Annotated in this window: 12 protein-coding genes and 1 riboswitch; of the genes, 4 read left to right on the forward strand and 8 right to left on the reverse strand. The window is 60.2% G+C overall.

Features of this window, described 5'->3' with window-relative positions:
* Positions 1-819, reverse strand: a complete 819-nt coding sequence (locus MR825_RS06590; RefSeq protein WP_287879672.1) for a cyclase family protein — start codon at positions 817-819, stop codon at positions 1-3.
* 306 nt (positions 820-1,125) lie between these two features.
* Here MR825_RS06590 and MR825_RS06595 point away from each other — a divergent pair, with 306 nt between their 5' ends.
* A complete protein-coding gene (locus tag MR825_RS06595; protein WP_287879674.1) occupies positions 1,126-2,691 on the forward strand; it encodes a sigma-54 interaction domain-containing protein in 1,566 nt (521 codons plus the stop codon).
* Positions 2,692-3,266: 575 nt separating this feature from the next.
* Here the strand turns inward: MR825_RS06595 and MR825_RS06600 are convergent.
* From MR825_RS06600 to MR825_RS06630, 7 genes are all read right to left on the reverse strand, one after another.
* Positions 3,267-3,818: a hypothetical protein gene (locus MR825_RS06600; protein ID WP_287879676.1), complete on the reverse strand. Its 552-nt coding sequence runs from the start codon at positions 3,816-3,818 to the stop codon at positions 3,267-3,269.
* Positions 3,819-4,360: 542 nt separating this feature from the next.
* Positions 4,361-5,509, reverse strand: a complete 1,149-nt coding sequence (locus MR825_RS06605) for a nitrogenase component 1 (RefSeq protein ID WP_186906946.1) — start codon at positions 5,507-5,509, stop codon at positions 4,361-4,363.
* Positions 5,506-6,771: a nitrogenase component 1 gene (locus tag MR825_RS06610; RefSeq protein WP_287879679.1), complete on the reverse strand. Its 1,266-nt coding sequence runs from the start codon at positions 6,769-6,771 to the stop codon at positions 5,506-5,508. The genes MR825_RS06605 and MR825_RS06610 overlap by 4 nt, the downstream gene beginning before the upstream one ends.
* Entirely contained in the window at positions 6,758-7,540 is a 783-nt protein-coding gene (locus MR825_RS06615) for a nucleotide-binding protein (protein WP_186906944.1), read from the reverse strand. The genes MR825_RS06610 and MR825_RS06615 overlap by 14 nt, the downstream gene beginning before the upstream one ends.
* 1 nt (position 7,541) lies before the next feature.
* Positions 7,542-8,339, reverse strand: coding sequence for an ABC transporter ATP-binding protein (locus MR825_RS06620; protein WP_186906943.1), 798 nt, complete (start codon positions 8,337-8,339; stop codon positions 7,542-7,544).
* Positions 8,340-8,341: 2 nt separating this feature from the next.
* Complete coding sequence (locus MR825_RS06625; RefSeq protein WP_186906942.1) at positions 8,342-9,364, reverse strand: FecCD family ABC transporter permease; 1,023 nt, start codon at positions 9,362-9,364, stop codon at positions 8,342-8,344.
* An 11-nt stretch (positions 9,365-9,375) separates the two neighbouring features.
* Complete coding sequence (locus tag MR825_RS06630) at positions 9,376-10,377, reverse strand: ABC transporter substrate-binding protein (protein WP_287879682.1); 1,002 nt, start codon at positions 10,375-10,377, stop codon at positions 9,376-9,378.
* Between the two features lie 185 nt (positions 10,378-10,562).
* Positions 10,563-10,749: riboswitch (cobalamin riboswitch) on the reverse strand.
* 1,153 nt (positions 10,750-11,902) lie between these two features.
* On the opposite strand from MR825_RS06630, the gene MR825_RS06635 reads away from it, so the two are divergent.
* The 3 genes from MR825_RS06635 to MR825_RS06645 all read left to right on the forward strand — a co-directional run bounded on the left by MR825_RS06635 (position 11,903) and on the right by MR825_RS06645 (position 15,652).
* Positions 11,903-12,616 carry a TetR/AcrR family transcriptional regulator gene (locus tag MR825_RS06635; RefSeq protein WP_256175092.1) on the forward strand — a complete coding sequence of 238 codons (714 nt, stop codon included), beginning with the start codon at positions 11,903-11,905 and terminating at the stop codon, positions 12,614-12,616.
* Between the two features lie 200 nt (positions 12,617-12,816).
* On the forward strand, positions 12,817-15,279 hold the full coding sequence (locus MR825_RS06640; protein ID WP_287879686.1) for a helix-turn-helix transcriptional regulator: 2,463 nt from the start codon (positions 12,817-12,819) through the stop codon (positions 15,277-15,279).
* Between the two features lie 130 nt (positions 15,280-15,409).
* Entirely contained in the window at positions 15,410-15,652 is a 243-nt protein-coding gene (locus tag MR825_RS06645) for a DUF2442 domain-containing protein (protein WP_186906939.1), read from the forward strand.
* The last annotated feature ends 1 nt before the right edge of the window (position 15,653 follow it).

Here is a 15,653-nt window from a genome sequence, read left to right on the forward strand (position 1 = left end):
TCAATACACGCCGTACTTGTAGACGCGGTCGGGGACGTCCTTGTTGAGCTTGTCCTCATCAATAAACGCGACGGCGCGCACGATCGTGCCGTCGCCCATATACCACCGCAGGGGGAATGCGCAGAACATAAATCTCTGGCCCTTGACCTTTTCGATATCGCCGCCCAGGTTTTCGATGCCCATGACGTTGTTGCCCAGCAGGATCTCATGCACCGGCTCCCATTCCGGGAAATCTTCCAGGGGCGAGTGGCCAAACTCCTTGACGTACTGCTCAACGATCCGGGGGACATAGGGGCCGGGGCCGTGTTCGGCCGCATACGTATACAGGATGTGATCCAGCGCCTGCAGGTCAAAGCCGACGCCCTTCACCCTGTGGTCGACGAACCAGTGTGCGCCTTCAATAGAAAGGCCGGGACTGTACGCAAAATAGTCGTCATTTTCGCCCCAGCGCTGATTCATGCCGGTACAGATCAGCACCCAGTCGCCTTCTTTGATGCCGCCCTCCACTCTGGCCGCCGCATTCTCGATATCCGCTACGGTGATCAGCTCCCAGTGCTTTTTGGGGATGTCCAGACAGACCGCTTCCCCGTAATAATTCTCCAGCGGGAGCTCATGGGTGTACGGGGATTCCGGGATCACGTGGGAGGGGGAGTCGGCATGGGTCGAGTTGTGCATGTGGAAGTCGTTAAAGGTCTGGAGCAGCCGATAATGCATAGGCATATGCTGCACCCGGTCGATGTGGAAATCGCCGTTGGACGGCCACAGCGGGTTACCGCGGCCAAAGGGGTGGGACAGGTCTACGAGCACTTGCTTTCCCATAATGTAATTTCTCCTTCTTTTTTGATTTGACAGGATCGATATACCTTTGCGGGAGGACTATATATAATGCCTGCAAGCGTCATGCCAACTTTCCGGAACGTTCGCTGAAAAATGGCCGTAGTGGGAACGTGCCCATGTTACAGCGTTATTTCCCTGTATGCGACAAAAAACGTCGATTTTTTATCGGCTTCCTTGTTGCAGATTGCAAATGTGCAATGCGCTTTTCTTTTCTTGTTGCAAAACGGAAATTATGATATACTATGATAATAAAATTTAACGCCGGCCTCTCCAGGAAAGGAAAATGATATGGACCAATATGTCGCAATCCGCGATACACGCATTGCACTGCAGAAGTTGATCGCCTCGGTACAGGACCAGCACCTTGTGACCGCGCTCAATGGAATCGACCGAGCCTTGGCGGTGTTCCATGACCGGGGGATCGACTTTAAAGAAGTGACGGATCACCTGGACGACAGCCTTCTGATTACAGATGCCGACGGGATCGTTCTATATATTAATCTTGCCTACACTAAAAATACCGGCATTACAGAGGAGGACGTGCTGGGGAAAGATATCCACCAGCTGATTGGGACGGACAAGCTGTTTACCGGAGGAGCGGTCTGCAGCGTGCTGGAGGGGAAAAAGCAGGTGTTTCGTCTCTCTACAACTTACAAGACGGAGCAGCCCCTTATGGGATACGTCGTGGGCACGCCGCTGTTTCGTCCCGACGGAAGCTTACGGCAGGTGGTAGCGTGCAGCCGCCCGATCCCCTCTCTGCGTTCCCTTCAGGATGATTTTGAAACGTTTGTCCACGAGGTGAATTCTCTAAAGCCGAAGTCGATCAATAAGGAATCCGCCAAGGAGCTGTCCGAGGGGATGGTTGGGCGCTATGGCTCCCTGGAGCAGATTGGTGTCCTGATCGATCATGTCGCCCCCACAGATGCGTCCATTCTGATTACCGGGGAGTCGGGCGTGGGGAAAGAGGTCATCGCAGATGAGATCTACCGCAGGAGCCTGCGCAACGACAAACCATATGTAAAGATCAACTGTGCTTCCATTCCGGCTCACTTGTTGGAATCGGAGCTGTTCGGTTATGAGAAAGGCGCGTTTACCGGAGCCAATACCAAGGGAAAGATCGGCCTGTTCGAGTATGCCAACAACGGTACGCTCATGCTGGATGAGATCGGCGATATGTCGATGGATCTCCAGGTGAAACTCCTGCGCGCAATCCAATCCCAAGAGATCACCCGGATTGGCGGTACCAAGCCAATCCGGCTGAACATCCGCTTCCTGGCGCTGACCAATGCGGATCTCAAAAAGAAGGTGGCGGAAGGGGGATTCCGCCAGGATCTGTATTATCGCCTAAATGTGATCCCGATCCGTGTACCGCCCCTGCGGGAGCGGCAGCAGGACTTGGAAGCCCTCTGTGATCATTTTATCGACCGCTTCAGCCGGAAATACAGCCGAAGTTTTCACCTGACCCAGCGTCAGTTGGACTATATGAAGGAATATTCATGGCCGGGCAATATCCGGGAACTGGAGAATCTGATCGAATACTTAGTTCTATGCAGCTCCGGGATCGGACAAGTGGGAGACGAGATGCTGGCGGGGCTTTTGAATCTTGACAAAGGGGTGCTCCTGGCCGAAGAGCCGCGTAAGCCCATGGTACCTGCCGTCCAGGGCCTGGAAGAAGAAATTGACTTCAATGCCGCTGTATGCGCCTATGAAAAACAGCTGTTAGAATACGCCTTGCACGGTTCTTCCACACTGCAGGAAGCAGGGAAGAAGCTGAATCTGCATGCGTCTACGGTCTGCCGGAAAATCAAACAGTATCAAATAGAGTATGGCCGTCAGAAGCGGCGAGGGCTGTAAACGGAGTGCAGGATTGCAGATGCCCCTAAAACGTACAGACCCAAAGGCCACTATATCAAACCCGCTTGTGATATGCGCCAGGTCAGCGTACCAAAGGGGGGCAAGGCGACCATCCAGGCCTGCTCAGATTTACGGCCAGGCGGGCTCCCGTTCAAATTCGGCGCACAATCACGCGGAGGCCGAAGGCTCAAATCCTTCCCCCCCCAACCAAAGAAGGTACCGTCTCGGGATTTCAGGGACGGTACCTTCTTTTGGCGCGTCAGGGACAGGTTTGCGGGCGTGTTTGGTTTTGTCAGGCTGGAACAGCGGCATGCCTTCCCCGGTGCCAATGGAATACGCTCCGGCCAAAGGCCCGTGTGGAAGCGCGGCGCGACCTGCAAAACGCCGACAGACGGTTACGCGGCTGCGTAAACAGAGGCGAGGAGCCGTTCAAACCGTTCTTCCGGGGACGGCAGCCCCGCTTCTTGCGGGGCCTCCCGTTCAGCTCATCAGCAGCAGGCAGAAGGTACGCAGGGTAGAATGATTCTATGGATACGCCTTTTGGGACGAAAGTCCGAAGCAGGCCGTTATGGCGCTCATTCTGAGGACGTTCCCAAGAGGGGGAGGGGGGCGGAGGAGACCTGGCTGCCCCAGTTTTCAACCCGGGCAAAACCGGAGAACTCCGGGCCGTTGTCCCCGGTAATAGTCTTAAAGACCTGCGAGAGCGTTTCCCCAAACGCCTCTTTGCGCAGCTGCGTGGCGTTCAGCACGGAATCCAGGTTCTTGCCGGGAAGATGGAGGGCGACGTAGCTTTCCGCTTCCTTCTCCAACAGAGAGAGGCTAACGGCCTTCTTGCCAGACTTCCTGTCCACCACGGTATCGCCTTCCCCGTGGTCTTCCCTGATGCGAAGCGCTGCAATTACAGACTGCATAGAGATGCTGCTGCCGTAGTTCTTTTTGTCCACGCGGGGCTTCAACGTTTTGTGTCGCGTTCGCTTCACCGCCTCCGGCAGCTCCGTCACAGCCAAATCAAGATTGCCGGCCCGGACCTGACGCTTGCGATGCTGGATGGCTCCTCTTTCTTCGCGTCCAAGATGCTGTCTCTTCCTGCGTTCTGCGCCTTCTGTGATCTGATCTTGGCAGTCCATAGTGATCGCCCTCCCTTGGCAGGTGCTGTGTAGGAACTCCATCTACCATACGGAGAGAATCAATATGGATTTTTTGTCAAGGCATTCCCGCATCATTCAACGCGTGCGGATCGGCGCGAAAATTTGTGCCGCAAAAAGGTGCAAAACCGCAGGAATACTTTGTGTATTACAAGGTTTTGCAACGCATCTGTGGGGCAAATTGGCCGCCAAGATGTGTGAGGGGAATTGTGCGGTGATGCCTTAGGCGTCCAACTTCCTTATGCGATCAACCGTTCCTTCTGTTCGGCGTCGGAATGGAAAAGGCGTTTCGGCGGGGGTATGGGCCTTCTTCTGCACTCTGCACGGGATGCGTTCATCGGGGGCCCGCTTCTGGGAAAGCGTATTAAACGGATGCGGACCCGTTTGGCCCGGTTGAACGGCAGAAACGGGCAGGACCTCCGGAACGCGCGGACGACGCGCTCCGGAGGTCCTGCCGGCCAGAATGGAAATGAGTCACTTCGTGGGACTCACGAAGCGCAGACAGACGCGGCGAGTGTCCGCGATCAGACATCCTCCGTCAGGAGGGGGTATAGGGCGGACAGCAGATTCGCCGTACCCCGGATCCCTGCGAACGGAAGATGGGTGCTGAACAATTGCTGGTGAAGGACGGGCGTATCCAGGCACAGGGAAGGGTGCTGCGGATACAGGCGGCACAAAATGCCGCTGCCCAGCAGGACCGCCCCGGCTGGAGGCTGCGTCAGAAACGCGTGCTCCGGCGGCGTCGAGACGGAAAGCTTCAGTTCGCCGGAAAGAAAGGAAGCCAAACAAGCTGCGCGTTCCGGCCGCACACAGAGCCGGAGCTCCCGTTTTGGCCAGGGGCGGAGGGCAAATTGGAATTCCCGCACGGCCTGCTCCGCCTCCCGGCGGTCGGCTGACCAGGCCGGGGAGGGCGCCTGTTCCAAAAGGCGGGATACGGATTCCACCAGCCGGGCGCTGCCCCGTACCCCGTAAGGAAGCCCCCGGCAAACGGGAACGCCCCACAGCGCCTGCGCGGCTTCCGCCAACGGCAGCGCAGCGGGAGAAGCGGCCAGCAGCAGCCGGGCGGATCGAAGTTCCTCCAGGCGGTAGCGGCCCTGCGGGTCGTTGCGGCAGGCCAGGCCGAAATAGTCCGCGAACATGCGGCGCAGTTCGTTCAGATCGGAACGGCCGTTCCAATCGGTCTGGTCCAGCCCCAGCACCACGACGCCGCCGGCCGCGCCGCGGTCCGCTTTGGGCGGCAGGGTGCGCAGGTAATCGGCCCCTGCGGCATAGGCGCTGCGCTGCCCGTCCTGCTCCGTGCCCTGCACCGGCACCCGGTCCCACACGGACAAGCGGGCCCGAAGACCGGGCTGCAGCTGGCGGCGGACTTGTTCCAGATCAGCGCCGATGATCTCGCTGACCGGAGAAGAGGTAAGAAAAAGCAGACCGGGGGCACGGGCCGCATCTACCGCCCGGAGCGCGTCTTCCAGCGGCCGGGTGTCCCCGAAAATGACCTGACGTTCCTCCATGCCGGAGGTAAAGAGGTTTTCCGCCCCGCCCTGGAGAGCGGACTGGGCGTAGTGCATAGTCCCTTCCGGGCCGAACTCCACCAGGGCGGCGTCCAGCCAGCCGGATACGGTCCGCAGAAAGCCCATCCGGGGCGATATGGGAGGCAGGGTCTCAAACACGTTCATCGCGCGTACTCCTCTCCTGCGGCCCCGGCGGCGTCCCCAAGCTGAGACAGGCAGCTGCGGTAGAAGGAAAAGCCGGCCTCCACCGGGATGGTGCGGAAGTTTACGTGGCGCACAGGATAGCGCCGGATCGCCTGGCCTGCGGCGCCGATGAAGTAATCCGGCGTCTGTTCGGCCAGCATGGCCTCCACGGCGTCCGAACTGGCGTTTTGCAGCAGCAGCGGATCGGCCTGCCCGGCCAGCGCCAGACGGGACTCGTCCGTGTGGTCCAGCACGCTGCCCAGAAAAATGCAGGTGGGGATCATCCCCAGGCGGGACAGGAACAGGCAGGTCTCAAAAGGATAGAGGATGACCTGGCTGTAAAAAAAGGTCTTGCCGCCCACCAGGGGACGCAGCGCCTCCGACCGGGCGGCGGCCTCCCGGCGCTGGGCGCCGATCCAGGATGCCAGAGGTTCGCCGGTCAGCCGGGCCAGCTGGCGCCAAGCTTCCGTGATCCGGTCCAGGTCCAGCTTTTGGTCGAAACGGACGAAGGGAATACCGAACTCCGACTGGAGGGACCGGGCGACTCCCAGTCCCGTCCCGTCCAGAACCAGCGTAAAGGAGACGCCGGGCAGCGCTTCGATCTGATCCAGGCTGGCCTCATAGGGAAGGATGCTCTGGAGGGTGTAGCCGCGCTCCTGCAGGAAGCGTACCGGCTCGGCCCGCTCTGCGCCCCGATGGCGCACGCCCAGGACGGCAAAGGCCCTTGCCTGCGGCGGCCTGGGCTTCAGCCCTCGGACCAGGGCGGACAGGGCGGCCTCCATCCCCTCGAAATAGCTGAAGGTTCTGAAATGCTCCGTGGGGATGAGCGCAAGCGTCTTGCCGGTGCGCCTGCCGACGGCGTCCACTACGCTTTGCAGGTCTTCAGACAGAAGTTCCACGCTGCAGGAGGTCACCAGAAATACGCCCCGGGTCCCCGCGCGCCGGGCTTCGCGCTCCAGGAGCTGCTCCAGCTGGGGCCGGATGCCGAAGATCAGATCCGCATCGGACAGCTGGAGCGCCAGCACCCGGGAGCTTTCCGCCCCGCTCGGGGCGGAAAGCCGGTGCTCCAGGGCGGCCTTCTGGGCGTAATAGACACAGTCCTGGGTCCCCAGGTACAAAAGCGTAATGCCGCCGATCCCCCGCAGGACCGCACCCGCGCCGAAGAGGGGGCAATGCTTCCCCGGCGAGATGGCGCAGCTGTACCGCGGGACCGCCCTGGCGGCGGTATACTCACGCAGGCGCATCCGTCCGCCCTCCGATCCCGCCGCCCCAGGCCCCGATCAGCCGGTCTGCAAGAGCCTGATAAACAAGCGCCTGTCCGCTGTCCGGAAAGCGGGCCACAACGGTGCTTCCGGCCTCCTCCGCCTCCTGCACCAGACCGCACCGGGGGATGCGGGCCACGATGGGGAGCTGGTTTTCCTCTGCGAAGGCCCGGATGCGCTCCGCCTCATGCGGGATATTCCGCTCGTTGATCACCAGACCGCCCAGGATCAGGCCGGAGTATTGCGAAAACTCCCGCACCGCAGAGCAGATGTTTCCAGCGGCATATAAGGACATGAGCTCCCCGCTGGTCACCACCAGCACCACGTCGGCATAGCCGCCCCGCAGGGGCATGGCAAAGCCCCCGCAGACCACGTCGCCCAGCACATCGTACAAAACCACGTCGGGCCGGCAGATCTCATAGGCCCGCAGGGCGGCCAACTGCTCAAAGGCGGTGACGATGCCCTTCCCGGCACAGCCGCGGCCGGGGGCGGGCCCTCCGGCCTCAGCGCACAGCACGCCGCCCTCCCCGGGAAAGACGATGTCCTCCAGCGCGGGAGCGGCGCCGGAGCGCAGGGCGTCCAGAATGGTGGGGATGCGGCGCCCGCCCATGAGCGTACGGGTGGAATCGGCCTTGGGATCGCAGCCCACCTGCATCACCCGCAGGCCACGCCCGGCCAGGGCGGCGGCCAGATTGGAAACAGTGGTGGATTTGCCGATCCCGCCCTTTCCATAAACGGCGACCTTTAACATTTCATCGCTCCTCCGGTGTCATTTTGAGGGGAATATAGTAGTTCTTGCCCCGGTCGAAGGACACCCGCTCCGTCTCTACCCGGAAGATATCCCGGAACATCTCCGGCCGGCAAAGCTCCTCCGGCGTCCCAACGGCCTTCAGACGCCCCGCCTGAAGGATGGCCAGACGGTCGGAATTCAGGGCGGCCTGGTTCAGGTCGTGGAGCACCATGACGACGCTGATGCGCGCTTCGGCCTGAAGCTGTCGGACCAGCGACAGCACAGCCAGCTGATAAGAGATGTCCAGAAACGTGGTGGGTTCGTCTAAAAAGAGGATGTCGGGCTGCTGGGCCAGGGCCATGGCGATCCAGGCCATCTGGGCCTCGCCGCCGGAGAGGGTGGCCACGCTGCGGAAGCGGAAGCGTTCCGTCCCGGTCAGGGCCAGCATCCGGTCCACCACGGCGTTGTCTTCCCGGGTCAGCCGTCCGCCGAAGCGGGCGTAGGGAACCCGGCCGTACTGGACCAGCCGCTCCACGGTAATGTCGGCCGGGATGCTCTTTTTCTGGGGCAGGACGGCGATGCGCCGGGCGATCTGGGTGCGCTTCAGTTCCTGCAGATCCCGGCCTTCCAGCAGTACCCGGCCGCCGGAGGGCTTCAGCAGACGGCACATGCCGCGGACCAGGGTGCTCTTGCCCGAGCCGTTGGGGCCGATGATGGTCAGGATCTCCCGATCCCGTATGCCCAGGGTCACGTCCCGGACGATCAGAGTATGGCCCAGTTCCACCCGCAGGTCCTGGGCGTGCATCAGATATGGCTGCATGGCTACACCTCCCGCTCCCGCAGCATCCACAGGAAGAAGGGGGCCCCCAGCAGGGCCAGGATGATCCCCACGGGGATCTCCGAAGGGCGCAGCACCACCCGGCCCACCATATCGCAGAAGGTCAGGGTGACGGCCCCGCCCAGGGCGGAGGCCGGGATGAGATAACGGTAATCCGAGCCGATGAACATCCGCATGATATGGGGCACGCACAGGCCCACAAAGCTGATCATCCCGGCCACCGACACAGCGGAAGCCGCCAGCAGGGAGGAGACCGCGATCAGGGCGATCCGGGTGCGGTCCACGTTGACGCCCAGGCCGACCGCCAGCTCGTCCCCCAGCAGAAGCACGTTGAGCTTGCCGGCATACAGCAGGGCCAGCGCCAGGCCCGCCAGAAAGTAGGGAAGGATCATCCGCACATGGGGCCAGCTCCGGGCGGACAGGCCGCCCACCATGAAGCCGGCCATCCCCTGCAGCGCGTCGGGAAAGCGGATGGTGAGGATGTTGTTTACCGCCGAAAGGATGGCGGAGAGGGCCACGCCGGAGAGAATAAAGCGTACCGGATTCAGCCCGCCCTTCCAGGCGAACACGAAAATGAGAAACGTGGTCGCCAGGGCTCCGCAGAACGCCCCGAGCGGGATCAGGGACGAGGCGGCGGGGAAAAAGAGATACATGATGTAGGTGGTGACCGACGCGCCGCTGGTGACGCCCAGAATACTGGGCGAGGCCATGGGGTTGCGCATCATGCCCTGCATGATCGCGCCGGACAGGGCCAGGCACGCCCCCACCATGCAGGCCAGGAGGTTCCGGGGAAAACGCACCTCCCGGATGATGGTGGTATAGACGCCGCTGTCCTGTCCGAACAGAAGGATCCGCAGGATGTCCGGGGCGCTTACGTCCACCGCGCCGAACATCGTTCCGGCCAGGAAGACCGCGGCCAGCAGCACGGCCAGCAGCAGCAGTTTGGCAAGCCGCCTCCGGCGGGTCAGGCCGCAGGGCCGCTCCGGGCGCGCGTGTGTGCGTTCCATGGGCGCGCCGCTTACGCGAAGAGCTCGGGATAGAGGAAGGCGGCCAGCTGCTCATAGGCATCGGCATAACGGCCGTTGGGCTTGTACATGTACATGCTCACGTCCAGGTGGCGGTAGCGGCCCTCCTTGTAGGCGGTCAGGTCGGTGAAGCCGGGCAGCTCAAGGACTCGCCGGGCGGCGGCCTGCTGATCGTCCCCGCCGCCGGCGGTAAGGATATACTGGGGGTCCAGCTCCAGCAGCTTCTCCATGCTGAACTCATACTTCTCCCGGGTAACGTCGCCGTCGGGGTAGGACAGCAGCTTACAGTTCAGATCCAACAGCATGCTGCCGCACATGGTGTCCGCGCTGGTGAAGCTGGGACCGCTGGCAGAGGGCATAATGAGCACCGCCTCCGCCGAGTGGCCCGCCACCGTTTCCCGCACGGCGTCCACGCGGGCTTTTACGTCGGTGGCATAGGTCTCGTACAGGTCGGGGCGCACGGTCAGCTCGGTGAAGATCTTGACCAGGTCCAGATACTGCTCGAAGGTCTTATAGCCGTAGACCAGGCAGGGGACTCCGGCGGCCTCCAGCAGTTCGGCCATCTCCAGATCGCTCTTGCTGTTGTTCATGATGACCAGGTCGGGCTCGGCCTCCAGCACCACCTCGGCGCTGATGGTCTCGCCGTCGGCCAGGATGGGGACCGCCTCCAGCTCCGCGGGCAGAGGAGAATAGGAGGAATAGATATCCTTGCGGTAGACCAGAGTCCCGCCGCACTCGTACCACAAAGGGCAGTAGGAGCCATAGGTGCAGACTACCCGCTGCGGATTGCGGTCGACGGTGACCTCCTTGCTGCGGCCGTCGGTAAAGGTATAGGTCTCAGACACCGGCTCTGGGGTGGGCTCCGCCGCGGGTCCGGCGCTGGGGGAAGGGGCGGGGGTACGGGCGGAGGAAGCGCCCCCGCTGGGTGCGGCACAGGCAGACACGGTCAGCAGCAGGAGCAGGAGCAGGCACAAGAGGGATTTCGCACGTTTCATAAAGGGGTCTCCTTCCGGTTTAAAATCATATCACCGCAAAAAGAACGCCTCTCTGCAACAAAAGGCCCCGCTTTCCAAGCTTCTTGGAAAGCGGGGCCCTGAGTACGGCGGCAAGCGGACGCGGCGGCCCTGTTGGCACACCGGTCCCGGCGCTGTTTCAGATGAGCTGCTCTCTGCGGAAGATACCTCATCGTTCCATCCAAGCAGGTTTCCTGACTTGCGGATCGGCATCGGCCGCGCCTTCTCATCCTGATGGACAATGGCGTTGTGCGGCAGACTCCCCGTTCACAGTGACCGGATCGTTCGGGATTTGCACCCGATTCCCTATTACCCGCTCCTGCGCGGAGCGGCACTTGGATAGTTTTGATTGAATTGTAAGGTCAGTATACGCGATTTTTGCGAAAATAGCAAGAGGCGAAAACACATTATCGTTTGATTCCGTAAGGGGGCGGGGCGGCATAGGCTGCGGAACGGGGCCGGCGTCCGGGTCCATGCCGTTTTTGTTATCGCAATTTTTAAAAGATTTGATAAGCGCAGGCAATACCACACGGGAAAGCGGCTGTGCGCGGTAAAATAGGGGCATAAAGGAACAAACGGGCCTGTCCAGCCGGAACGGCGAATTGTCAATGGTGCGGACGCAAAAGGCGTTGGGGAAATGAATATCTATGGTCCGGCCGTGCTGCGGTGCGGGGAAAACTGCCTTGCGAGTTGAGCCGGATGCACGACGCTGTCGAAACCATCATTGCCGCGCCGCCCACGGCCCCAAGGCAGGCCGGGCAGCGCGCGCTAAGGTTCCATCCGGAAATAAGGGAACACATGGAATTTGCGTAATGAAAAGGGGCTGTTGACAAAGTCCCTTATCGAAAAAGCAAATAGGTTTTTCTTGCTTGTTTGTTGTTATTTACTGTAAAATATATGCTATTTGATGAACTTTTTGCAAGGCCGTATTTTTGAAAACAGACTTTGTCAACAGCCCCTGAAAGGCATGCCAATGCAGAAAAAGACAGCCGGATCGTCCACGCAATCAAGGGAACGGCTGCAAATGTTCCAGACGCCACGATGTCTTTCCGGTTGCTGACGGAAGGAGAAGCGGCCGTATTTGGCGATAGTGGCGATCTTAGAGCCGAAAAGCGGGAGATGCCGTTACAAAGAACCGTTAGACAAGCGTATCCGCTATAAACTCGATTCCCATCCCTCCTGGGTCAAAAGCAATCTCTCAGATCACGCATACGACTCAAGTGCAGATAACACGAAAAATGACCCGTTCGAACAAGATGAGAGCATGTCTTTGCACTCGTGAAAGCACAATCCTGATTTGGAAAGCTGTTTGCCGATACCGACAGATGGTGAGGACGTTTTCTGTTGTTGTCTGAGGGCGCCTCGATTATAGTACCCTGTTAATGGAGTTGCAAATTCTGCAAAAACCTACAATTTGCCGGAGAAATTTTTAAAACCGCTTGCAATTGCTTTAATTGTAAGCTATATATGGTATATAAACCAATTTAAAATGAAAGGAGTAATTGGTGTGGCAATTACAAGCGCAAGCCTCGCTGCAAAGAAAAGAATTCTGACCGCCTGCGTCCGCCTGTTCCTGGAAAAGGGTTACAACCGCACTACGGTGGCAGAAATTGTAAGGGATGCCGATGTGTCGGTCAGCACCTTTCAGAACATTTTCCGTGCCAAGGACGGCGTACTCATCGAACTGATAGAATTCATGTTCGGGAATCAGTTTGGCGCGGCAAGAAAGATTGTCGGGGAGCGCATCCCGCCCGTTTACGTCTATGCGGTGGAGACTGCCATCCAGTTGACGCTGACAGAACTGAACGAGAACCTCAGGGATATTTATCTGGAGGCGTACACCCAGAGCGAAGCGGTGGAGTATATCCATCAGCACACCGCATTGGAGCTGGCGAGCATTTTTGGCTCCCGCCTGCCGGGCTATACTGAGAGCGATTTTTATGAATTGGAGATCGGCTCGGCGGGTATTATGCGGGGCTATATGGCACGCAGGTGCGACATGTACTTCCCATTGGAACGAAAGCTCAGGCGCTTCCTCGTGATGAGCATGAGCGCCTACAGCGTGCCGGGGGATGAGCAGCAAAAGGTGCTGGAATTCATTGCGGGGCTGGACATCCGTAAGATTTCCGAGCAAGTCATGCAGGAGCTGTTCCGAATGCTGGCCATGCACTTTGAATTTTCCCTGGACGATGTGAAAGCGGAACAGGGAGGTAGGGTATGAAAGATTATCAAACGGGTCTTGCTTCCCCCGGTAACCCCCGTTGTGCTTGTCGCGGTTTTGGTTGTAGGCGTACACTTTACGCGCTTTCAGACCAAGAGCGGCATCGAAGGGTTGACGAACGTAAGGAAGACAGATGACGACGCCCGGACAAAACACGGGGTGGAAGCGTCCGGCGTTTGCAGAAATGAGCAGGTGAGTGTATGGAACCACGGTATTTTTCCAAAGCGCTGCGGGAAAAGCTCTCTCATATTTCCGACGTGCCGCTGACCATCGTGGAGGCGCCGGCGGGCTATGGGAAGACGACGGCGATCCGTTCGGCACTGGAGGGGATGGACCAGGGGCAGGTATGCTGGTATACGGCCATCGAGAGCGCGCAGGACGGCAGCTTCCGATGGCTGTGCCGGCAGCTGGAGCGTGTGGACCGGACCGCGGCGGAGGGACTGCAGGCGTTGGGGTTTCTCAACCGCAGCAACGCCAACCGGGCGGCGGAACTCCTTGCGGAGCTGCGCGCGGCGCAGCCGCTGTATCTGGTGATCGACAACTTCCAGTTCGTGCTGGGCAACTGGCAGCCGCAGATTTTCAGCTCCCTGGCGGAGCTGCGGGACCGAAACCTGCATGTGATTTTTATTTCCCAAAGCTTCGGTCGGCTCCGCGTCCTGCTGGGGGAGGCCCATACCATCGGCCGCGTTGCGGCCCGGGACCTGCTGCTGGGAGTGGGGGACGTCCGGGACTTTGCGGCGGAACTGGGACTGACGATCTCCGAGGGTCAGGCGCAGGCGATCCATGCCAAGACCGAGGGATGGGCGGTAGCGGTCGCCCTCTACCTGCAGAACCTGAAAAGCGGAAACGACGTGACTGCCGTCTGCGATACGGATACGCTGATCTATGAATTGTTCTGGAAGAAGGCGTCCGGCGAGCGGCGCGAGACCATGCTGCGCCTGTGCCTGTTTGAGCGGCTGAGCATGGAGCAGATCGAGCAGGTGCTCGCCATCCCGGCGGACCGGAGGCAGACGCTGACTTATAATTTTTGGGAGAGCGTGCCGCTGCTGACCTATTTTCCCCAGCGGCGGCAGTATTTTCCCCATGAGATCCTGCTGGCCTTTCTGCGCCGGCAGCTGGAGCAGACGGATGAGCCGTTTCGCCGGGATTGTTATCAGGCGGCGGGAAGGTGGTATCGTGACCATGGCCAGACCAGGAAGGCGGTAAGCGCGTTTTACGCCGTGCAGGATTATGAGGGGGTCTTGTCCTGCGAGCTGACGGGATTGCTGATGGAACCTATCTGCGGCGTATCGTATACGGAAGCGGCCCGTACGGTGCTGCGGGAATGCCCGGAACCGGTGCAGGAGCGATACCCCATCTCGGTGCTGCGCCTGTGCTACGCCTTGTTTGCGGGGGCGGATTTTGCGGCGTTTGAAACGATGCTGGAGCGATCCCGCCGCCGGATCGAGGCGCGGGGAGAGAAGGCGCTGCTGGGGGAGTGGCACATGGTGGCGGCGTTCGGCGATTTCCCCGATGTGGCGCGGATGGAGGCGCATTACCGGCAGGCGGAGGGGCTGCTCCAGGGCGTCTCCCGGGTGTTTACCTGCCGGGAGCCCTTCCTGTTCGGCTGTACCTCCATGTGGTACTTATTTTACAGCAAGCCGGGCGAGATGATGGAGATCGCCGACCGGCTGGAGCATATGATGGCGGTGTACAACCGCATTACCGGAAATCACGGCGCGGGCGCGGCGGAGCTGTACCGGGGGGAAGCCCTGTGCGTACAGGGACGTTACGACGAGGCGGAGATCTTTGCCCACCGGGCGGCGCTTTTGTCCGAGCAGGGGCAAAACGCCAGCGTCACTTACGGCGCGGCCCTGCTGCTGGGCATCAACGCCATCTACCAAACGGACATGCTCACGTTGCAAAAGGCCGTCGAGTATCTGGAGGAAAAGGCGCAGGGCTACCCGTTTTTGCAGGGCACGGCCATCAACCGCTGTATGGTGGAGACGGTGCGCGGCTATCTGTTGGCGCTGATGATGGAGACCGACCGCTCCGCCAAGTGGACCCAGGGCGAGGCGGACCGGCTGGGCGATTTGACCTTTACCAACTTTATCGTAAAGACCACCCGCATTACCGACCTGATCCTGAACAAGGAATACAAGCGGGCCATCGCGGGGGTGGAGGCATCCCTGGCGCTGGAGCCGAAGATGATCTCCGTGGCGACCCGAAACTTCATGCATGTGGGGCTGGCCCTGTGCTACCTGGCCATCGGGAAGCCCAAAAAGGCGGCCGAGCATCTGGATTATGCGCTTACCCTGGCCGAGCGGGACCGGAACTTTACCTTCCTGGCCAGCTTTCGGAAGTATCTTTCCGTTCTGTTCCTGCTCCCGTCCATTGCTGCCCGGCATGGGGAGGCCATCCGGGAGATCCGGAAGATGGACATCCATTATACCAAGGCCGAGGAGAGCCGGATCTTCGCGATGCTGGAGCAGGCGCAGGAGGGGATTTCCGGCCTGAGCGGACGGGAGATGGACGTGGCCCGGCTGGCGGCCCGTGGGATGCGCAACCGGGAGATCGCCGGGCAGCTGCATATCTCGGAGGAGACGGTGAAGGCCCATCTCAAGACCATTTTTCAAAAGCTGAACATCGATCGGCGCAGCCGTCTGGTGGAGCTTTTAAAATAACCGAAAAATTGGATAAATCCCCCGAACGGGGGATGCAAAAACCGGGAGCGTGTCCTATACTTGCAGAGATAGGATACGCTCCCGCGTGTTATAGGCAAGGGGGCATCGACCGGAAAGGAGGGTTTTTACCGTGGGGGCATCGGTGGCATCCGTTCAGGCACTCCCGGAATACCGGCTGCGCGTCTGTTTCTGCAACGGGAGCGAGGCCATCGTGAATATGGAGCGGCGCATCCAGGCGATTCGCTTCCATAAGCTGGCGGACCCCGGCTTGTTTGAGACGGCGCAGGCGCAGGGGGACGCCGTAATCTGGAAGCGGGGCGGCGAGTCGATCCATGCGACGATCAGCGAACTGCTGGATTCCATGATGTTGTGAG

The organism is Lawsonibacter sp., from assembly GCF_022777125.1.
GTDB classification, from domain to species: Bacteria; Bacillota; Clostridia; order Oscillospirales; family Oscillospiraceae; genus Lawsonibacter_A; species Lawsonibacter_A hominis.